Raw genomic sequence first — 21276 nt, forward strand, 5'->3', positions numbered from 1 at the left:
TTAATCAATCCTCTCTAAAAGTCGATTCGCTTCATCTAAATCATATAAAGTTGCTCTTCCTTCAGATAATAAAACATTTCCGTTTATTTTCAAAATCTCGACCTCATCATCATAAGAACAAGAATGACCAATCCTACTCAATTGACCGAAGTATAATGGCAACTTAAACCAAGCTCTCTGACCATTAGAAGGATTTTTAATCAAAATATCTGCCATATTTCATTACCCATCTAAAATGAACGAATGTATTCTTCTGCAACTTCATTGTAAGCAGGAATATCCCCTACCAGGTCAAATGCAGTCCCTTTTTCCAGAAATTCTGCATCAACCATTTCTTCCAAATCCTTTTGCATTTCAGAACACATTTCAGCATAGGTTAACTCACGCAACGTTTCATGGTTCCTATCCATTGAATAGAAGCATTTCTCATCTGAACGAGCATAGTCTCTTTGATATAATTTCACAGCCATTTAACTACACCTCTCTATTGAACTTCTAAATATCCATACGAACTAAATCCACCTTGATTATTAATATCAAGGTCTCGTCCGTATGCTTCATAATCAAAATACGACTCCAAAGTATCTTTAGATAGATTAGATATACCAATATCATCAACATAATGATGACCTAAATCACGTTGAGAGTTCACTTCCGGCAAAAGAATGCATTTATCAAAGAAATCTTCACCTTCACGAACAAATTCTTTTGCATGATATCCTAACATCTCATTGACTGCAAGTACCAAATCATCATCTACATCTTCGACCATTTCTGCAAATTTGTTGATCAGATCAAGAGAGTCATTTTCTCCCACCAAGTCATTAGTAGAATCAATAACAATATATTCCAGCTCTTGACTGTCATTTAAGCCCATACGAGATTTTAGTTCCTCATAGCTAATCGGACAATCAACTGTCACAGTCGCCCAACGTTTCACATCACGAAACGTACAAATCAATTCCATATCAATTTCTCCTTATCAAAAGCAAAAAAGGTAGGTTTAATCCTACCTCTCAATCATTCTTACTTAAATTCTTCTAATTTATGACCGATTGTCGACATAGCCTTATGAGCTTTGTTGACTTGATTATTTTGCCAATAGAAATCTTTCAGATGCTTAGCAATCATATCTAGCATGTAACCTGGCAATGTATACTCATCACGATTTTTAAGCAAACCATTCAATTCACCAGCCTTTGTCCACGCATCATCATATTTATGACTAGTCAATGCCTGGGACAATTCCTGAGATACTGCCAACAACTTCTTATCTGCGTCTGTACGATTATTTGCCATTATTCTTTACCTTTTTTCTTTCTTGTTATTTGTTATTTTTGCTTCTATCATCTTTAATATAGTTGGGCTTCTAATATGTACTTCAGAGAATATTAGCACAAAACATTTCCATCGCTTAACAAGCATCGGATTAAAACAGTCTAAAAAAACTAAATAAACTGCATCAACTAACATTTTCTGAAATTGCTCATAGGTAATAAACAAGTTAGTTCTCCTTTCAATAATAAGTTCTTAATCTTTTTAATAAACGATACTGCCGAATCAAATTCATCATACAAGCACATTTAACTTCCAATGTTTCCTGCAACAACTCATCATTCAACGCTTTACGTTTTTCACTTGCTAGAATCGATAATTGCTCATTATATTTTGCCAAAGCTTCAGCATATCTATGTTGGATACCCCTATCATTCTTAAAAGCCCAAAAATTCAACTTCGCTCTATACGAATCAAGATCATATCTCAACTCCATTAGCTCGCCTTGATTAATTTCTGGCTTGTAAAAGTAGGAATCCGGCAATAAAAAAATGACTTGCTCAACAATCAAGTCAATGTTATCTAAATTCCTCACAAGATATTGTTCAATAGTATTCATATTTCAATTCACTGTAGTATTTCATCAATCATGTATCGAATGATATAACTTACTGACAAACCAGTCTGTTTAGACAATTCTGTTAACCTCTTCCCTTGATAAGCATAAATCCGTATAGGATGTAATATAGTAGATTCCCTCTCGCTCATTTTCTTTTGTATATGAGTCTTTTGTATTTCTTCCTCGTTATCCAAAAACACTCTTAAAACGACCCTTACAACAGCAGAAAAGCTCATTTTTGACTTTCTAGACAAAGACTCTAAAACTTTTACTTGACTTTCACTGAACCGTATAGAACGCTGACGATTTTCCAATATTTCCAAATCTATCATTCTATCAAATGTCTCTTTCATACTATTCCTCCATTTTATTCATCTGTTTCCTCCAATCTCTTTGCTATCTCCTCAATCACATTAACCGTGACCGAGTTGCCAGCTTGCTTGTATAGTTGACTATTACTGTTTACTGCCTGGGCTCTATCAAACGCCCAATCTGGAAAACCTTGCAACCTCCAACACTCGCGAGGTGTCAGTTTGCGGATGCGGATACCATCTAATATGCCGAATGTCCCTGCTTTGGTATTCCCCTGATGGCCACTGGCAGTGAGTGTGCCAACCTCGTCTTTGGTTTTTCGGTTGTAAAAATCATACACAACAACACCCTGCTCCTCGCCTGTCAAGAGAGTATTCGCCATCTGCTTCCCAACACGTCCCCGTCGTGTGGCAGAATTGGGATGTGACAGATTGATAGAATCACCAACCGTTGCCTCAGAATAACCTTTGGTAGTTGCCTCTTTGATGGCTAACAAGTTATTTTCCTGCCAGCTATTGCTAGTTAATGTAGGTGCTGTATCGTGTTCTCCACCTTGATTGTAGCCGTGGCCTCGTTGGATAATTTTCGGCTGTTGACCCTCAATAATGTACGACCCACTCCCTTGTGCTTCTCCGTACCTAGCGGTAATGGTATTTGTTGATTGTCCTTGTAGGCTACCAATTTCCTTGTCGCCTCTTCCGAAAGGAAAAACCTCTCGTCCACCTGCTCCTCTAAGATGTCCGATAATAAACACCCGCTCTCTGTTTTGGGGGACTCCAAAATTCTTGCTGTTGAACACTTGCCATTCCGCATCATACCCCAATTCATCCAATGCTCCGAGGATGGTCTCGAATGTATTTCCGTTGTCGTGATTGAGCAATCCTGTGACGTTTTCAAGGAATAGATATTTAGGTCTGAGAATAGATGCGAACCTAGCAATCTCAAAGAATAAAGTCCCTCTAGTATCCTCAAATCCTGCTCGCTTTCCAGCAATGCTGAAAGCCTGGCACGGAAATCCTCCACAGACAACGTCCACACGTCCGATTCCTCGAACAGACTCATCTGTGACTCTTGTAATGTCATGAAATTCAAGTTCTCCTTCTGTGTTGTGAATTGCTTTGTAGCTCTTTCTGGCGAATTGGTCTATCTCGCAAAAACCGACACATTCGTGACCGGCACGTTCCATACCAAGACGGAAACCACCAATGCCAGCAAATAGGTCAAGAAATTTCAATACGTTTCCTCCATCTCCTCCTAAAAATTGACCTGCTGATAATCTCTATTGGAATACGCTAGTGCTTCCAAAGTTGCCTTAGCCTTGTCTGTCAATTCTCCTGCACTTAATATCATCTGCAAATATTGAGTATTCAAAATCTTATCCGCTTCATCAACCAACAATAAGCTATTCGATACCTGGTAAATCAACCACTTGACCGTAGATTCAATATCGTATGGTTCTGGTCTGACCGATAAAGTTAAAGGCTCAACACCACCAAACAACTTCTGCCATTTTTCATCTGGCACATAACCACCGTATTCGTTAGTCCCATCAAACACTTCTAAGCGACTGTTTATTAAACCACGTGCAATCTCTGCCAAATCAACTCCTCCTGTAAATTCTTCTACAACAGCTTCAGCTTTCTCACGTGCTAGACGTATTTCATAACGGTTCCATACACCAAACACTCCCAAGGACTCAGAAACAGTCATACCTTCTCTTCTTGCTAGCTCATACCGTTTTTCGTAAAAGTTAAAATACATGTTGGATTGCCTGCTACCGAAATATAGCGAAAGCCCTTGATTAGCACTACCATCTAACTTGCCACCGTCAACTGCATTCCAGGTTTTCATTTTTTCATAATAAAGTTCCTTACTATACAACTTACGAATTAAATCTGACAGTTTGACTTGTTCATGTTCTTTATCAATGCCCTGATAAAGTTCGTCCATCGCAATATCTAACCGTCGCACTCGCATATCCTTACGTTCAAACAGCATTTTTTGAAAAAACTCACACCAGGTTATCCCCTCACGTTCCATAATCAATTCCATCTGCCTACAACCTTTTCCTGATAGTTGCAAAGTCATCTGGTAATTATCCGTCCTGGACTTATCTGCATAATCAAATATCCAAATATCTCCTCGCTTCCAAAGATAAGTGTACATCATCAACCTTGTTTCGTTCGACTCAAATTCTGACAAAGGACAATACAAATAACGTTCAACAAAGTACTCTAAATCCCTCACATCCATAAACGTAATTCTCACATAATCAATTAGGACTTCTAAGCGATTCGACTCATTATTCAAATAACCCAATTGCTCTTTCATCTCTAAGAATTTCTCAGTCGTTAACATCCTTCTATTCGATTCGTATGATTTTATGGTGTTGACTGATAAGCCCACCATTGACGCAAAGTCATTTTGACTGACACCAATACGCTCTTTTCTAAATTTTTTCAAGTATCGACCATTTACTACTCTATCCTTTACCATGTATCTGCCTTATTATTTTAGGTGTACGTTTTTTTGGCAAAAAGTGTACACTTTCAAAATCTTCTAACTCCGCTACCTGCCTGGCATTTCGGAGGTTTTTCTGACGGTTTTCGTCTTTCTTTACCCCCCTATTAGAATTAGGGGGTTGATATCGAAAATCAGCAAGTCTTCAACTCAGGCTTCAAGCTTCGGGCTTCGGACTGCTCCGCAGTCCTTGCCCTCGCTCTTGCCCTCGTGAGACCTACTGATTTTCTCCTTCAAAATATACCTCAACAGCCTTCTTATAGCTTGCCTGGCCTTCATTAAACTTCCCAATGACACCTTCTAACACTACTTCATGAAAATCAGTTAGAACTAAGCCATTTTCATTCTTTTCAAATTCAAATCCTCTTTCCGATCGTAAAATATCAATAATTTTTCTCAAAGCCTTGATATCATAACCCTTTTCATCTGAAAATTCTTTTAGACTACGCATTTCTTTTTCCTCACTTTCAACATCAACCTCATCTAACAATTCATCTAAAACACTATCATTATGATCTGCTTGCTCAGGATCTACAATTGTTCCTTTAAAAACTTCAAACTCCTTACCTTCAAATGGAATAACTGGCATTGATTGAAACAGTTCAATAAAAGAAAAACCTTCGTCAAATGGCACAAAAGGACTAAAGAACTCCCTGGCAATTTCACCACCATTTGCAATATATCCTCGACCATGGACTTTTTTCCCATTGATTTTATCAATCTTCTTGAACTCTTTATTTCTATTGGCATCACCGTACATCATCGTGTAACCAGTATCTTCTAAATGACCTACTGAAACTCGTTTCATAAAGTTATCACGTAAGGATGTTTTGATATATTCTCCATCTGGTCTTTGTAGACCCAAAATAAAAAATACACCTGCTTGACGACCTTTTAATATAATCTGTGTTAAATATTCCTGAACTAAACTCAAAGACTTATAATCATTATCTAAACTAGCCATAAATGCAGCCCATTCGTCGAATACTATAAACTTAGGTTTAAAGCCATAGGCACTATATCGTTTCCCAGGACTAAAATCAGGATGATTCGTCATGGCTTGATAACGTTTATCCATAAAATCTACATTCTCTTTCAAACAAGCTATCATATCTTTTTTTTCAAAGAATACTCGCTTATGAAAAACAGGAATATCTTTCAACCCTGTAAAATCTGACTTTTTTGGATCACAAATATCAACGTAACCATACTCTGCCAACGCTTTAATTAATGACATCAAAAATACTGTTTTACCACCTCCAGTACCACCAGATAGCAACAAATGCGGATGTTCGTCAAAGTTCCAATAAATATTATCCATCAGACGAATACCCTTATCAGTAACTTTTACATCATTTACATGAATACGACCCTCAATCCGTCCAAAAGCAACTGTAAAAGTCACAAAACCTTTTGTAAAGGTCTTATCTATAAAATCGCCATCAAACATTGTTTCCAGGTCTTTGCTAACATTTAAAAATTTGTCTTGGAACTTATTACCTTGTAAAATAAAAGTCGCTGATAAACCATGTTTATCTCTCATTATGTAAACTTTTGGCAATCTTATTTTTTGAGTATCTCCACTTTTCTTAACGTAACTATATCCATTCTGTACCAAAAAATTTGATAATACTCTCAAATTATCCAGACGACCAAAAAATACGGTGTGTTCATATAAATACCGATTTATAATAAAAATCACTAATAAAAGTACAAGTAAGACAATACTAATAACAGATCCATATAAAACTGGCTCTAGCATTATGTCTTGATACTCAAAATAGCCATATACTCCCAAACAAATTAAAAAAGGCAATAACATCATAGAAAATGTTATCGCCTTAATATGTTGATGAAAGGGGCGAACACGCCAACCTCGATATGTAAATATACCCACTATTGACTACCCCCTGCTACTATTTTTGTTCGTTATGTTGTTCTTGCTTTTTAGGTTGATCTGGTTGTGGTTGCCCTGCCTTTTTCAAAGAACCTGCAAACAACTTCATATTAGAATTGCCACGTGGCATACGTGAAATTGTGATAACTGGATCAACCAATTCAAAATAATCACCTGGCTTCAAACCTAATTCCTCAATATCAACACGTGACATTTCAAGAATCGTCACAGAATCTGCTTCCGAATCATCTGATTCAAACATAAAGTTAACAGAATGACCAACAATTTCTCCTGTTGTATGTTCAATAATACGACCGTTTTCTTCCACTTGCTCAGTACCAATTACAGGATCACCGATACTCAAAAAACGTACTTTTCCGATAGATGCCTGAACATCAACAATATCATTCAAAATTTCATACTTTTTACCTGCAAGTGTAAGACGTTCTCCTAAATTCAATCCAATACCTTTAACTGCCATTTAAAATTACCTCACTTTTTCTCTATACTACTTAACAACTACAATGCTTTCAGCTTTAATATTCAAAGCTGGAGTCATATTTTGAGCGTGTACTGCATCAATAACTAGCTTTCCACCAATAATTTCAACTTTAGTAAATGGTGAAATTTTATCCGCAGAACCCTTTGTAATAACATGAAAGAACGGTTGTCCATCTGCAATCAACTCATGACGTGTAAAAGTACCTTTTTCACCATCAAAATGATCCATTTGTTCTTTAATTCCTACATACAGTAAATTCTTAATAGCACCCTTCTTCAACACTAATTGTTCAAATTTCATATTCATTTTACCTCTTTTATAAAAATTGGTCAGTTTGAAAACATGACCAGGTTTAGCAGCGTTCTAATGTTTTAATCAATTTCTTTTTTCTTACGGAATCCAACCAGGCTCGCAAACAAGGTTACTACACCTGCAAGTGACAAGCTGTAAGATGCCGCATCACCTGTGTTAGGCAATTGAGCTTTCTCTACTTTTGCCGGTGCTTGTGGTTTTGGAGTTTCTGGTTTTGGTGGCTCAGGTGTGTTCGTCACAACCTTGTTTGAGATAACAGGGTTCCCGTTGACATAGAGCGTATACTCATTGACAACCTCGCCTGAGGCAATCCGTTTCACTGTGATATAGCCATCCGCACCAAATGCCTGATCACGTGTAATTTGCGCCAAGAACGCTTCCTTGAAACGAGTCTCAAATTTGCCTGTTTGGGCATTGTAGACTGTTTCTGTATATGATGATAAGTCATCACCTTTCTTGATAATTGTTCCATCTGGTAGCGTAAAGTCTACCTTAGCTTCAATCACAAATGATTGGTAACCATCGTGGCTGTGTTGGAGAAGGTCCACAAAGCGATACTCTTTAATATCGTAGCCACGTCCAGCTGGAATCACCCAACCTTCTAGCTTGTAAGTCACCAAGTCGCCAATTTGGACAGTACCATTATTAACAGACTTACCGTCCTTATCCAGCACATCCTTATGGACGACGAGTTGTGGTACTTCGTTTGTGACGATGTTACCGTAGTAGCCATTGCCAAAATCTACCTGGTGTGTTTGGTTGGTAATTGTACCTACAAAGTCTTGTTTAATCTTGAATGACAAGTTGCGGGTAATATCCAAGCCTTGTTGGACATAGGCCTTGTAAAAGGCTTCTGGGTCTTTAGCCACCCAGAGATAGAACTCACCTACCGGGCTAATACCGGAGTCTTGGATAAGAGCTTGGAGTTTTTCATCTAGGCTGTCTTTCGAAAGAACGTGAATCATATCAAACAGTTCACGGACATCATCTCCGTTAGCGGCTGTGATAGAGTTGACCACTAAGGAAGTTCCGTCAATCGCTTCATCTAGGTAGTCATCTACGTACAGGAAACCTTTTCCAATCGCATGTTTAGAAGCCACAATCCCCTTATACTGGTCAAAGTCTTGTTCTGCCACATAGTTTAGGACAGTATTTGGTAGGACAGATTGACCGTTGATAGAGTTTCCTTTCTCATCAACTACATCTTTCTTCGGTTGAATCAAGTTGTCGTCTGGAGTTGGATTTTCTCCTCCAGGTGTGTGTGGTGGACGTGGTGTTTCTGGGTCATTTCCTGGCGTATAGATAACAGGAATATTTGAAACAACCTTGTATTCGCCTTTAGGTGTGGCAATTAAGGTTGTAAAGGTATTCTTGTATGTACCGCCATCATTAACTGGACGACCAACGAAATAGGCTAGTGGAATCGTCACATCTTGGTCACGTTTAGCATTAAGGTAGTCAAGCGTTGCTTGTGTAGCTAGTACAGTTGCCTTACCGTTTTCATCATAGCTGATAGTCCAAGCTGTGTTTTTCGCTTCTGTCGCTTCACGGTCAATCTCAAAGCTTGCTGGGAGTGGATCAAGCATGGTATAACTAATGACCACTTCACGACCTGCGACTAGTGGACTGTTTGTCAGCACCCATGTTTGAGTCGAGCCTTTTGGAACAAGTTTACCATTGACATCGACACCATCTTCATTCACTACAGCTTTGATATTAGCTGGAGTTTGTTTCACAATAACTGGATGGACTGTTGCTTCATAGGTTTCTTTCTCAGGTACAGGAATATGAGGCAAGAAGTTTGGTTTCTTAGGTGGCTCAAGCGTCACCGTCACTGGGATAAACTTTTCAAGCGGTGGTACTTCTTTGGTGTTTGGTGTACCTGGCTCTGGTTTTGGAGTATCATCCGGTTTTGGTTCTGGTGGAGTTGGCTTTTCAGGTTCTGGAATATCTTTTTTCTCCAAAATTGAAGCAGCAACATTTGTATTCATTGCGAACCAATGACCTGTTTGATGCTTAGATGCTCCAACTGTCAAACCAAATGTATCTCCACTTTCCGAAACAATAGCACCTGAACCATAGTAGCGTACAGGTGAATCAATACTATCGTGACCACTATATGGAGCAATCGTATCAATAGATGTACTAGCATAAATATAACCATTATGGTTTTGGACTTGACTGCCAGTAATCGGAACAAAACGCATATTTGCACTTAAGTCCTTGACATACTCAAAGTAGCCGTCCTCTCCTAGTGAGTTCATTGATGAAATAGAAAAGATAATCGGATTTTCTTTTGTTGCGACTACCTTACCAGAAGCAGTATAAAAAGTTTTTTCTATACGTAGTTCATCGCCAAAACCTACAAATCCTTGTGTTGCATCTGAACCAAAGATGACTGTTTCAGTCGGATCTTTGGAGACAGTCACAATAGATGCTCCTTGTTCTGATGAAACAACTGTATAACGTGCAACAACCTTTGTAATCTTTTCTCCGTTAGCTGTTCCAGAAAAATCCCCTACATACGTTACCGTTGCGGTCTGCCCAACTGCAAGAAGAAATGTTGTTCCATTTGAATAATCTACAGTGCCTACATAATCTCCTTCCGAGTAACTAGATACCGTGTGAACAAGATTACGATTTGCATTACTAACTTCTTTACGTTTTTCAGAGTTTACATACTTTGTAACACCATCGATACTTCCGATTGTTACATTTGGCTCAGAACGATAAATAAGACTCTGACCCACCGCTTCACTAAGATGACCTTCTTCTTTTGTTTTAGCTTGCATCTCAGCTAATTCAGCTTCATATTTAGCTTTCTCTTTGATATAGTTAGCTAGTTGAATATCGTACAATGCTTTTGCTTTATCGTATTCTGCTTTGGCCTTGATATATTCTGGGTCATTGACACCTGTGGTTGCTTTAGTCTTTTCCCACTCCGCAAGAGCTTCTTTGTATTCCCGCTCTACTCGCTCTACTTCTGCCTTGTTATAAGCGATGGCTTCTTGACGAGCTTTTTCATTTTCAATGACCTGAGTCTTGCGTTCGCTATTGATTTTATCTGCCTTTTCTTGAGCTGCCTTGTTTCGGGCATCGATTTCCGCATTTTCACGAGCGATACGCTCTGCTTCTTCCTTGTTTTTGCGGTCGATTTCCGCATTGTGGTCTTCTGCTTTCTTGATAGCTTCTGTATTGTCTTCTTGTTTGACAGTAGCTTCTTTCACAGCTTCAGCTTGTTTAGCTAGATCTGCCTGAGCTTGGTCTAGGTTATCGTAGACTGCAGGTTTACTTTCTTCTGTGACTGTAACACCTGCTTCTTTAGCATCTGTCACAATCTGGTCTAACTCAGTAGACATTACAGGACTTGTCAGCTCACCTGTCTTCTGACCGGCTTCTGCTTGCGTCGCTAGACTCTCAGCCGATGGAGTTTCTTGGACCGTTTCAAGGTTGGTGGCAGGATTGGGATTAACCACCTCAACTGCTGGAGTTGTTTCGGTTACGATTTCTTCTGCACTAACAGATGTAGTAACCATTGCGCCAAAGAGGGCAATCCCACATACAAGTCCGTAGGCTTTCGACTTGCGGAAGAATCCGTGCCCATTAACTGTTGTTATTTTTTGATACATTTTATATCTCCTTTGCTTTCTTTTTTTCTTAGTTTAATGACATTCCGGTCAAATAAAAAAGTCATGACGAATCATGACTTGAATAAACGATATTAATATTTTTTCTTACGATGTGCTGTCGCTAAACCTAATAGACCAACCAAGCCTAACATTCGTAGTAAAACAGTTGATTGCTCACCTGTACTTGGTAAACTTGAATTTGTCAGCTTAGGCGATATAATTTTTTGTGTTGTTTTAACTACCAAGGCTTGTACTTCAGGAACTTCTGACACATAGCCTGTAATACGACCTGTTTCATCCACAACTGGAACTGGTTGACCACCTTCACGGATAATAGTCTCATACTGTTTAGCTAACTCTACTTGACGCTGGGCTTCTAGGACGGCTTGATAAGCGGATAAGACAGTTTGGTAGTGATTCAATGCTTTCGCTTCTTCCTGTTTCAATCCAGCTAGGGTTTCAAGCGCTTCTGTCAAGATAACCTCTTTGGCCTGTAGGCTATTCGTAGCCTGTAAGAGACGAGCTTTAGCGTTTTCTAGTCGAGCAGGAGCTTCTTCTAGCTTGACGAGATAGGCTTGCGCTTCCTTCAGTTTCGATTGAGCTGTAGAGAGTTGGGTTTGAGCAGCCACTACATTTGTGTGAGCTGTTTCTAAGTCCGATTGTAATCGTGCCAGCTTTTCTCGTTCAATAGACAATTGTTCTTTGAATTTGTCTAAGATAGCTTGCTTTTGAGCTAAGGTTTGTTTGGCTTTCGCTAGATTCGCTTGTTTCACCTTGACGTCTGCTTGGAGGTTAGCTAGGTTTGTCTGTGCTTCTTTGTGTTCTGCTTCAGCCTTTTGAACGGCTTCTTGGGCCAATACAAGGTTAGTTTCAGCTTTTGGTGTCAAGATTGGCACTGTATTGGCAGTTGCCAGTCTTGATTGAGCAGTAGCTACTTGTGCTTGTACAGCTGTCTGTTCGTTAAGAGCCTTTGTTTTAGCTTCCTGAGCTTGATTATTTGCGGTAGTCGCTTGGGTAAGACTTCCTTGAGCTTGACGATAATTGGCCAAGATTTGGTCACTTGTATGAAGATTTTCAATAACTGTTTTGTCAAACGTGGAGTCTGCTTGGATATGTGCATCCGCAACTGTTAAGAAATGGACAGAGGAGGCATCTTGTCGAGAGGAAATATCTACTCCAAAATAGATTATGTCATTTGACAATCCAGAGATAGATAATGCGTGTAGGTATTCAACACCACCAATCATAAAATCAAGTAGACCTCTATGGATCATAGCTTTTGCTTGAGAGAGGGTCATTGTGGGATTTGGTTGACTGACCGTGAACAGATTTTCGTAATACTGACCACCTGTTTTCAAACCTAGTGTTTCCGCAGCTTGATGGATAGCTTGTTTATCATGACCTGCATCCTTCCAAGACCAGTTATCTGCCACATAACCGTCTGTTGTTGCATCCGCCAATTGTAGCGCTCCCGGAGTAACGACTGTCTGCTTTGTGCCAACTAATTGACGAATCTGGTTGATTAAGTCAGAGGCGAAGAGAGACAATTCTGTGCGCACTGCTTCTGAAAGGTTGTTGGTATCAAGTAGCTCCTGACTATCATTTGGGTTTGTCTTAAAGGTATTTTGATTGCGCAAATCAGCGATAAGGTTCTCGAGTTTTTCTTTCGCAGATTTACTGTAGGTCTTTCCGTACTCTTTCAGAGCAGCGATGTATTCAGGACTGAGTGTGATGGTATTGATACCATTTTTCTCGTTTTCTGCTTCTTGAAAGGCAGTTTGAGCTGTGACAAGTTGCTTAGCTGTTTCCTCAGCCTGTGCTATAGCCACGTTGGCTAGCTGTGTTTTGACATCAAGTGTTTGATTTGCCTGAGTAAGAGCTTGGTTAGCTTCTTCGATAGCTGTTTGACGGTTTTCATCTGCCAGTTTAGCAGTAGTCAATTCTGTTTGAGCTGTAGTTAGAGCTTGTTTGGCTTCTGTTAGTTGTTTTTCAGCTTGTTCAGCTTTAGCGACAATTTCTGCCTGACCTGTACCATCTAGGATAGCTTGGGCAGTATCGACATCTGTTTGTGCTTCTGTGACAGCTTGTGTCTTCTCGTTGACATCTGCCTGAGCAGTTGATACAACAGTCTTCTGGTCTTTGACAGCTTGTTGGCTATCCGCTTCTGCTTGGTTTTTGTCTTCTAGGTTTTGACTAGTTTCCGTAACGGTAGCTTCTGCATTTTTAATCGATGCTTTTGCCTTAGAGATATTTTCTGGTGTAGCTTGTTCTGCCAACTCGGCACTCTCTACTAGCTCGGTTTGAGCTTGATTGACTGTTTCTTTAGCTGTATCAACGTCTTTTTGAGATTGGTTCACAACTTCTTCTTGTGCTGTTACAGTTTGATTAGCTTTATCAAGTTCAGCTTTAGTGGTTGCCACGTCGGTTTCTGTGACTGTAGCTTGTTGGCTTGCGCTTGTTTCCGCAATTGGTTTTGGTTCAGTTGCTTGTGGTACTTCTTCTGCATGGACATTGGTTATCATCCCTGCACTAACAAAAACTGTAGCAATACTACTTAACCTTTGAATTTTCTTTTTCACAACCTAACTCCTTTTATTTTTTTACATATAAATTATGATTGTTTTTATTATATTTGTCAAGTGTTTGTTAGAGATATGTCTTTATTTATAATTACATTAAATTAATCAAAGTTTTTAATAAAGTCTTTACCTCTCCCTTGGTGACAAACTTTGTCTTATCATCTACAGAACGACGAATACGTTCTTCAAATGGTTTTAAACTATCAATCTGCGATACGAGCCCATGAGCTAACTTAGAATTTACTCCTAATTCAACCAAATCTCTATAAGATACAACATTTTCACGGTCAAAAACAGGCATTTTAATATCATCACGACCTAAGAGATAATCTAAGCTAACTCTATAGAATATGGATAATTTAATTAAACCATCTATACCTGGTTGACGTTTACCTGTTTCATATCTACTGTATGCATCGACTGTCATGTTTAAATAAATGGATAATTCCTCCTTGGTTTTTCCATTATCAACACGTAAGGATCTTAATCTTTCCCCTAACATATTTTAATTCCTTTCTATTTAAGCATTTTTAATTATTTCCATTATTTTGGCAACTACATTATCAGCAACCCTCTATCAAACCATCTATCTTTAAACTCTTCTTTCTTACTGGTATCAAAACCTAATAGGTAATTGGTAAACCACGTCTGATGTAAATCAAAAAAGCTTGCTAACTCTTCATAATACAAGTTAACAAACTCTTCTAATACTTCTCTATTGCTTGCATAAGGATAAACAGGGTGTGAAATTCCTTCACTCCTAATCACTTCAAGTCCATAAATATACGAATTTACATAGCCACGTGTATCTAATACTCCCTTTCTTACTACTCTCAACTCACAAATGATAATCCCTTCTTTCTAACTTCCTGCTCTAAAACTTCTGCATTGTTCTCATTAACTACCTCATTTTCTATGATTTCTTTTGCTCGTTCGATTAGATCACACATTTCAAAGATGACACGTTTATTCTTATAGATAATAATTGGACTTCCATTTGAATTCTGTGCTATACCGAATACTTCGCCTGTAACCGTATGTTCTGCCTTGCCTAAATAATAGCCAGGTATATTGTCTTTTCTAGTTAAAATTCGTCCAAGCATAATGTTCCTTTCATTTTTAATTTTAATAAATAATCTCAATCGTTTATTTATTTAAATAGGGTAGCAATGATCTGGTGTTAAAGGGGAGGAGATTTGTGTCTCAAACTGGAAAAATGAATTGCTACCCTATTTAAACAAATAAAAGCCATCACCTGCAAGGACGAAACCTATATCAGCAAGCAATGACTTTTCCTGTTGTTTAAATATAAAAAGACGACTTGTTTTTACAAATCGTCAACCATACATGGAATATGCTCGTATCTTCGCATAGTTTCACTCTTTCTTCTGCATGACAAAAAAAGAGTTACTACTTCGGACTAGTCACGAATTTCCAAACAGTTCAACGCTCAGTCTTTCTCACCTAGTCCTTTAGCAAGTCACAACATGACTCACACACCGCCCACAGTTCCTGCTTCACCATCTCACTATGTCACACAGGCTTTGTCTCCGACCCCTTTTGGTAGCCAGCAGTTCTTCTTTTTCGCTCTACACAGGTAAAGAAGCATAAACCTTAGCGCTAATCATTCAAACTTGAACCTAATAATTAATAAATTAATAAAGTTATTTATAATTAACTTATTATTGACTTATTAATTCAAAACTCGTATAATTAAATTACCACATTTTTTATACGTGTGTTGGATCAGCCAGTCTAGTACAGGTTGTCTGACGCACTTTTTATTTATTATTTTCAATGTACAATTCAAAATTGTAAGGAGATAATAATGAATATTTTTCATATGTTCATTTCTGCAATCATTTCTAATATTGTCAGATATTGTTTTGATTACTTTTTGAACAAGATAAACAAAAATTAAATCCTTCTAGCTTAATAGCTAGAATCATACAACCAAGAGAATGGTGTTGATTGTATGATTGTAACTATTAAAGGAGATTAGAAGTATGGCTATAGTAGAAAATATCAATACTACCTTTAAAAATCATAAAGGTGATTTTATTAACGCTTTTAAAGCAGGGAATCCAGATGCACTTGACGAACCCTTGAATTCCCTTAAAAGCGATTTAAAAGAATATATCCATTCTGATTCTACTATCAATCCAGATGAAGAAAACCTACATGAACTGGTTAGCTACTTTAGTTCCAAGTTGCGAGCTTATACTGAAAATAGTGACGAACATCAATTTAACCGTTATTATGAAGGATTCTGTACTGAATTTGCTAATGCACTTACTCAGGACTAACTACTGACTCAATCATCTCATCAGATAGTTCTTTCATTGCTTGTTTAAAGTCATCAATGATTTTTTGACCTTTTTCAATATACTCGCTATAGCTATCTGCGTTATTCCTAACTGTCTCCCTAATACTGTTCGGGAGGTCAAGTTCTCCTTGTTTTAAAGAAACAAAGTTTGTCGAATGCAGAAATTGTATTGCCAAATATATCTTTCCTTTTTCAAACTCAGTCAATCGTACATGACTTGAAATATCTGCTTTATTATCCATTCTCATTCCTCTTTTTTCAACATTCATTACATATTTCATATATGTTATAATTGTTTTTGTTTTATAACCATTGGTTATGTATCTAGTATATAACTATTAGTTATAATTGTCAATACTTTTATTTTAAAAATTTAAAAAATATTTTGAAAGGCTAGTTTATGATCTCAGAACGCCTAAAGCAACTACGCAAAGAGGCTGGATTAACACAAAAACAAGTTGCTGAACATTTAAATATTTCTCAACCTGCCTATGCAAATTGGGAAAAAGGCATAAAAAAACCAACTCCAGATAAACTAGAACCAATTGCTTCTCTTTTTAACGTTTCAATTGACTATCTTTTAGGAAACTCTGATATTCGTAATCCAGAAGAAGAAATTAATCTGGATGATTTTGAGTTACTTTACCGAAATACTTCCAAAGGACTTTCTACCGAAGAAAAAAATCAGTTGGCATCTGACCTAAAAAAATTCCTTTTGGAAAGACAACGACTAATCAATGAAAGAGAACTAGCAAAGCGTGACTAAGCACATCACATCAATTGCCCAGAACTTTATTTATAAGTATATGAAGATGAATGATATAAAGACACATCAGTATTCCTATCATTCATTTTTTCATTATATAACAACCAAACTCAATATTCTTGTTATGGAGCACAATCTACACAACGATATTGCAGGACTTTCTATTATTGATAAGAATGGCCATTCTTCTATTTCCTATCAAAGTGATCATCACACATATCGTCAAAACTTTACCAAGTGTCATGAACTTGGGCATTTCTTATTAGAGCACCAGGGAAGTATTTTTACCTATTCAGAGGAAAATATCCCACAGGAAATTGAAGCCAACATCTTTGCAGGACAAATACTAGCACCTGACATTGTCCTATACGGTAAGATTGTCATTGAAAAAAGAACTTTTCAAGATATCATAAAAGACCTCGGAATTTCATCCGAAGCCTTAAAAATCAGACTAAAACAAATACTAGCTGACAAAAGCAACCTTTCTATCAATGAAATAGAATCGATCATCCTAGACTACCTCACACGTAAAAATAACGACCTTAAAGACTGTTTAGAGCAATTATCAAACCGTTTTATACAGGACTTTAAAATGGTTGAAATTGACCCTATTGAGCACATAGAATACCTATTAGAGCATAATGACATTGTTACTAGTCTACAAGTCCCTGCACTAGAAAACAATGATTTTAGAAATCAACTTCCAGCCCAATACTCAGTTGGTTGGCAATTTGGTAGAAATATAGAATTTTACTACGCCTGGAACAATAAGAATCTATCACAAGAACAAGCACAAAAACTAGGCAACGATACCTGGTTTAGACTAGCATATTAGGATAAGTTATGAAAGAAACATTGATTAATTTTTTGAGAAATTAAAATACTATAATTATAAAAAAATTATATATACAACACTGAGTTTTTGTATTATCTACATTATTCCCGTCTTTATTTATTTTGCCATTTTAACCATATATTCATTATTACAAGATAAGACAGATAGTATTATCTCAAACATTTTAGATATAGCTATCCTTATTGGAGTTAATACACTACTACATCAAGTATTCGATAGTTATAGAATCAACTCAATAAAAAATAATATCAATTTTTTAAAATACAAAAACATTATCATCGTTCAATTCAACATATTGTATATTAGCATGATTTCGTCCAACTTATCAATTCATTTTTTTGAAAGTTTTTTCAATAATGAAAATCTAATTTCTAACACTCTAAGCATACTTCTAATTCTTCTAACCCATTGGATCTTAACAATGACTCTACCATTCATATTTACCTTTTACATAGGAACTTTACCTTTCCATCAAAATATCAATGTTTTTTACTTAAGCATACAATCTGCTAAAACAATCTCAGAATTTACCTCGAAAAATATTTTTAATCAAAAAACCGTGTTAACAATTTTCTATATCTGCTGTATGAATCTATTTGGATATTTTTATATAAAATCATTAAGATGTCTTTTTAACTCTAATCCGAACCAAAAATAAAGACTAGATAGCCTAGTCTTTTATTCTTGTCCTAATTCCTTAGCTTTTTCTTCATAAGCTTTAGAACCTATTTTATAATAAGTGTCACCATTAACCTGTAAAATACCATCTTCATATACATAGGGATATTTATAACTGCTACCGATAAAAATTTTCCTTTCAGTATCAACTGCTAAATTATCATCAATACCTGGTATTGATGCTGTTGCTCCTTTTATCACCATAGGATTATCTTCTGACCTATATAACTCCGTTTCCCTTGTATTAGAAGCAGTCACTAACCTTGCATATTCTCCCTCCAATGAATCAACGGTTGACGTACTACAAGCGGTTAGTACGAGTATAGAAAACACTAATGCAATTAAACCTAAAATTTTTTTCATTTTACAACTCCCTATCCCTAATAAACTCTTTCAATCGAGCAACATCCCTATCACTCAACTTGCCAATAATTTTGATATTGAATCCTTTATTTTCAATATCATAATACTGTATTGTATCTATCCAAGATGGTTTTTTCAATTTTGCTTTAGCCCAATCTATGATTTCTAAATACCGACTCTTAATATATTCTGACTTATTTTCGTATTGACTAGTCAGTCTATAAGTTCGAATTATTTCATTATTAAACTTGATAACAACCCCTGGACGAATTTTTGAACCTGTACCATCTGCATAATTATATCGTGAAACCAGTACAGAGTAAACTTCCATCTGACTCATTTAAAATATTCCTCATACTCAGAAAAATCTTCATTTCCAAAGAATTTTTCAATACTTCTAGGATTATCTGCACTAACTAAGATACCCTTTGATTTTAATTCTACCAATTTTTGAAACTCTTCATCAGATACAACTGTATTACTCTTAATTTCGAAAGGAATACTTTGTGTCTTAACAGATTGGATAAGGAACATCTTGACAGCAGTACTCATATCCAGCCCTAAAGATTGAAACAAGTCCACAGCATCCTCTTTTAGTTTATCATCTACTCTTACTACAACAGTTGACATAACATATACCTCTTTGTTATATATTGTATATATATTGTATCATATTTTGAGTTATATTTCAATAAAGATGACTATTTTTATTGTTTTTTCAATATCTGCTCTTTTTAAAACATAACAAAAAGAACTAGTCAAACTAATTCCCTTTGGTATATTCTAAATTTGGTCAAAATTTGGTCAAAAAAAATATTTTTTCAATAAAAAACTAATAAAAAAATAAATTGATAAACCCTTGATTTCATTAGTTTTTTAACATTTAATAATCTAATCCAATTAACCCCTAAAGACTACAGGGAGGATATTGGTTGATATGAGGAAAGTCTTGATTTATCAAGGCTTTTTCTCGTTTTTTGAGTGAATTGGTCAAAAAGAACCCTTTCACATTGTGAAGGGCTATTTTTTTAACTTATCCCACAGGACAACTCGTTTTTCCTGCAATGATTTCTGCACATCAATGATGCGTTGGTTGGTCGATCCTCTAAATTGCAACATGAGGTTGCGTTTGTTTTTGTCATAGCGACCATCTACGAGAATGTCCAACTGGCTGAGCAACTCCAGTTTGTCTGGCGTTTCCAACATCAATTCTTCCCATGTATAGCCTGTCCAAGACCAAATGTCCTTGTCTGGCAATTCCTTCCGAACCCGCTTGACGAGTGGGAGGACCGTTCCTGTATTAAGAAAGGGCTCACCACCCAAGAGGGTCAGACCCTGCACATAGGGCTGGGCCAGGTCTGCTAAAATGCGGTCTTCTAGCTCCTTGGTGTAGGGAATGCCGGCCTTGAAGGACCAGGTGGCGACATTGTAGCAGCCTGGACAGTGAAAGAGGCAGCCGCTGACATAGAGGGAACAACGCACGCCTTCGCCGTCCACAAAGTTAAAGGCCTTGTAGTCCATAATCCGTCCCTGACTGAGTTCTTCACTCTTCCACTCACCTGGCTTGGGATTGTTCCAAGTCTGCTCTCGCATAGCTACCTCCTCTCTTATTCAATCCAGTATCTTTCTATTCCATCTCGAATATCTTCCAAAACGCCACCACAAGCCACAATCGTGCGACGGCTGGCTTGATTGTCTGTCGAGCAGGTCACGAGAACCTTGGTGATATTTTTACTAGCCGCCTCCTGCAAACCAAGTCGAAGTTGTTCCTTGGCATAGCCCTTTCCTCGCTCCGTCGGGCGAATGGAATATCCGATGTGACCGCCTTTTTGCAATAAAAAATCATTTAACCGTAAACGTAAATGTAAAAAGCCAAGTGCTTTACCAGTCTGATCAAAAGAAACATACTGAATTGCAGGGACATAACCGTTAGGTAAATCTAGACCCATCTCATTTGAGAGATTCTGTTCTAACCATTCTTCATAGACCAAATCCTTCGGATAATGGCCCCCATCCATAGCTGAGCCTGCTTTTTCAAATTCTGCCAGCATCTCCAAAATCGTTTCCTTATCCGCTATAGTCGGTCTTCTTAATTCCATTTTAGTCTCCATATTGTCTCTTGAAAAATTCACTGATGATGTCTATATCCAGTCCCAAGTCCTGCACAATTTCTGCCTTGTGGAAATCATCATAGTTGTCCTTACCGCTCCAAACAAAAGAATTGGTCACAATCTGATAGTCCTTATCTGACTCGACTGCTCTGCCATTGACCACAAAACCCTCACCGCTTTGGAACAATGCCCCACATCTGAGGGTGGAGACCTGTCTGTAGGTCGGAACCCCCTTTTTCTCATTACCATCCCGAATGTTCGCAATCAGTTGCGCCTTCTTTGGAAAATTCTCCATGTAGGAATGCATATCATTGGTATGGAGAATACTAATATCTGTATAGTCCATACTATTTTTTCTTGTTTTTTGCTTGTTTGAGCAATTCCTGCACACGCGCTTTTTTATCCTGCTTCACATTAGAATTCTTCTCATGATAGCGTGTCACCAGGGCCTTCCCCTTATCGTCTAATTGATATTTTCCCATTGTTTTCTCCTCTTTTTTTATCTCTTATTTGTTTATAACAAACTTCCAC

At 37.3% G+C, this 21276-nt stretch carries 27 protein-coding genes and 1 pseudogene; 3 read left to right on the forward strand and 25 right to left on the reverse strand.

Features of this window, described 5'->3' with window-relative positions:
* The 17 genes from CWM22_12860 to CWM22_12940 all read right to left on the reverse strand — a co-directional run bounded on the left by CWM22_12860 (position 1) and on the right by CWM22_12940 (position 14748).
* On the reverse strand, positions 1-216 hold the full coding sequence (locus CWM22_12860) for a hypothetical protein (protein AUC92717.1): 216 nt from the start codon (positions 214-216) through the stop codon (positions 1-3).
* A gap of 14 nt (positions 217-230) precedes the next feature.
* Positions 231-470, reverse strand: coding sequence for a hypothetical protein (locus CWM22_12865; GenBank protein AUC92718.1), 240 nt, complete (start codon positions 468-470; stop codon positions 231-233).
* Positions 471-484: 14 nt separating this feature from the next.
* Positions 485-967 carry an antirestriction protein gene (locus CWM22_12870; GenBank protein AUC92719.1) on the reverse strand — a complete coding sequence of 161 codons (483 nt, stop codon included), beginning with the start codon at positions 965-967 and terminating at the stop codon, positions 485-487.
* A gap of 59 nt (positions 968-1026) precedes the next feature.
* Entirely contained in the window at positions 1027-1299 is a 273-nt protein-coding gene (locus tag CWM22_12875; GenBank protein AUC92720.1) for a hypothetical protein, read from the reverse strand.
* A gap of 6 nt (positions 1300-1305) precedes the next feature.
* Positions 1306-1503, reverse strand: a complete 198-nt coding sequence (locus CWM22_12880) for a hypothetical protein (protein AUC92721.1) — start codon at positions 1501-1503, stop codon at positions 1306-1308.
* A 13-nt stretch (positions 1504-1516) separates the two neighbouring features.
* Positions 1517-1894 (reverse strand): hypothetical protein, encoded by a 378-nt coding sequence (locus CWM22_12885; GenBank protein ID AUC92722.1) that lies wholly within the window; start codon positions 1892-1894, stop codon positions 1517-1519.
* An 8-nt stretch (positions 1895-1902) separates the two neighbouring features.
* Positions 1903-2247, reverse strand: coding sequence for a hypothetical protein (locus CWM22_12890; GenBank protein ID AUC92723.1), 345 nt, complete (start codon positions 2245-2247; stop codon positions 1903-1905).
* Positions 2248-2261: 14 nt separating this feature from the next.
* Positions 2262-3440, reverse strand: a complete 1179-nt coding sequence (locus CWM22_12895) for a DNA (cytosine-5-)-methyltransferase (protein AUC92724.1) — start codon at positions 3438-3440, stop codon at positions 2262-2264.
* A 20-nt stretch (positions 3441-3460) separates the two neighbouring features.
* Positions 3461-4702 carry a Cro/Cl family transcriptional regulator gene (locus tag CWM22_12900; GenBank protein AUC92725.1) on the reverse strand — a complete coding sequence of 414 codons (1242 nt, stop codon included), beginning with the start codon at positions 4700-4702 and terminating at the stop codon, positions 3461-3463.
* Positions 4703-4943: 241 nt separating this feature from the next.
* Entirely contained in the window at positions 4944-6623 is a 1680-nt protein-coding gene (locus CWM22_12905) for a cell division protein FtsK (protein AUC92726.1), read from the reverse strand.
* 19 nt (positions 6624-6642) lie between these two features.
* The gene (locus CWM22_12910; GenBank protein ID AUC92727.1) at positions 6643-7104 is read right to left on the reverse strand and encodes a hypothetical protein; all 462 of its coding nucleotides are present in this window, start codon (positions 7102-7104) and stop codon (positions 6643-6645) included.
* 27 nt (positions 7105-7131) lie between these two features.
* The gene (locus tag CWM22_12915) at positions 7132-7431 is read right to left on the reverse strand and encodes a hypothetical protein (GenBank protein ID AUC92728.1); all 300 of its coding nucleotides are present in this window, start codon (positions 7429-7431) and stop codon (positions 7132-7134) included.
* A 65-nt stretch (positions 7432-7496) separates the two neighbouring features.
* On the reverse strand, positions 7497-11066 hold the full coding sequence (locus CWM22_12920; GenBank protein AUC92729.1) for a cell surface protein: 3570 nt from the start codon (positions 11064-11066) through the stop codon (positions 7497-7499).
* 92 nt (positions 11067-11158) lie between these two features.
* Positions 11159-13645 (reverse strand): hypothetical protein, encoded by a 2487-nt coding sequence (locus CWM22_12925; GenBank protein ID AUC92730.1) that lies wholly within the window; start codon positions 13643-13645, stop codon positions 11159-11161.
* 91 nt (positions 13646-13736) lie between these two features.
* Positions 13737-14147: an XRE family transcriptional regulator gene (locus CWM22_12930; protein AUC92731.1), complete on the reverse strand. Its 411-nt coding sequence runs from the start codon at positions 14145-14147 to the stop codon at positions 13737-13739.
* Between the two features lie 53 nt (positions 14148-14200).
* Positions 14201-14482, reverse strand: a complete 282-nt coding sequence (locus CWM22_12935; protein ID AUC92732.1) for a hypothetical protein — start codon at positions 14480-14482, stop codon at positions 14201-14203.
* On the reverse strand, positions 14479-14748 hold the full coding sequence (locus CWM22_12940) for a hypothetical protein (GenBank protein ID AUC92733.1): 270 nt from the start codon (positions 14746-14748) through the stop codon (positions 14479-14481). The genes CWM22_12935 and CWM22_12940 overlap by 4 nt, the downstream gene beginning before the upstream one ends.
* A gap of 903 nt (positions 14749-15651) precedes the next feature.
* Here CWM22_12940 and CWM22_12945 point away from each other — a divergent pair.
* A complete protein-coding gene (locus CWM22_12945; protein AUC92734.1) occupies positions 15652-15951 on the forward strand; it encodes a hypothetical protein in 300 nt (99 codons plus the stop codon).
* Here CWM22_12945 and CWM22_12950 read toward each other — a convergent pair.
* Positions 15938-16213: a hypothetical protein gene (locus CWM22_12950; protein AUC92735.1), complete on the reverse strand. Its 276-nt coding sequence runs from the start codon at positions 16211-16213 to the stop codon at positions 15938-15940. The two genes, CWM22_12945 and CWM22_12950, sit on opposite strands and share 14 nt — an antisense overlap.
* Before the next feature lie 158 nt (positions 16214-16371).
* Here CWM22_12950 and CWM22_12955 point away from each other — a divergent pair, with 158 nt between their 5' ends.
* Positions 16372-16737, forward strand: coding sequence for a transcriptional regulator (locus tag CWM22_12955; protein ID AUC92736.1), 366 nt, complete (start codon positions 16372-16374; stop codon positions 16735-16737).
* Positions 16730-17572, forward strand: coding sequence for a hypothetical protein (locus CWM22_12960; protein AUC92737.1), 843 nt, complete (start codon positions 16730-16732; stop codon positions 17570-17572). The genes CWM22_12955 and CWM22_12960 overlap by 8 nt, the downstream gene beginning before the upstream one ends.
* Before the next feature lie 699 nt (positions 17573-18271).
* Here CWM22_12960 and CWM22_12965 read toward each other — a convergent pair.
* From CWM22_12965 to CWM22_12995, 7 genes and pseudogenes are all read right to left on the reverse strand, one after another.
* Positions 18272-18634, reverse strand: a complete 363-nt coding sequence (locus tag CWM22_12965; GenBank protein ID AUC92738.1) for a hypothetical protein — start codon at positions 18632-18634, stop codon at positions 18272-18274.
* A 1-nt stretch (position 18635) separates the two neighbouring features.
* Entirely contained in the window at positions 18636-18974 is a 339-nt protein-coding gene (locus CWM22_12970; GenBank protein ID AUC92739.1) for a hypothetical protein, read from the reverse strand.
* Complete coding sequence (locus CWM22_12975; GenBank protein ID AUC92740.1) at positions 18971-19264, reverse strand: type II toxin-antitoxin system antitoxin, RelB/DinJ family; 294 nt, start codon at positions 19262-19264, stop codon at positions 18971-18973. Before CWM22_12975 ends, CWM22_12970 begins: the two co-directional genes overlap by 4 nt.
* A gap of 390 nt (positions 19265-19654) precedes the next feature.
* A complete protein-coding gene (gene nrdG, locus CWM22_12980) occupies positions 19655-20227 on the reverse strand; it encodes an anaerobic ribonucleoside-triphosphate reductase activating protein (GenBank protein ID AUC92741.1) in 573 nt (190 codons plus the stop codon).
* A gap of 14 nt (positions 20228-20241) precedes the next feature.
* The gene (locus tag CWM22_12985; protein AUC92742.1) at positions 20242-20733 is read right to left on the reverse strand and encodes a GNAT family acetyltransferase; all 492 of its coding nucleotides are present in this window, start codon (positions 20731-20733) and stop codon (positions 20242-20244) included.
* A gap of 1 nt (position 20734) precedes the next feature.
* Positions 20735-20942 (reverse strand): annotated as a pseudogene (locus CWM22_12990) (metallophosphoesterase).
* A 150-nt stretch (positions 20943-21092) separates the two neighbouring features.
* The gene (locus tag CWM22_12995; GenBank protein ID AUC92743.1) at positions 21093-21227 is read right to left on the reverse strand and encodes a hypothetical protein; all 135 of its coding nucleotides are present in this window, start codon (positions 21225-21227) and stop codon (positions 21093-21095) included.
* Between the last annotated feature and the right edge of the window lie 49 nt (positions 21228-21276).

The sequence above is a fragment of the Streptococcus suis genome (assembly GCA_002831545.1).
GTDB classification, from domain to species: Bacteria; Bacillota; Bacilli; order Lactobacillales; family Streptococcaceae; genus Streptococcus; species Streptococcus suis_P.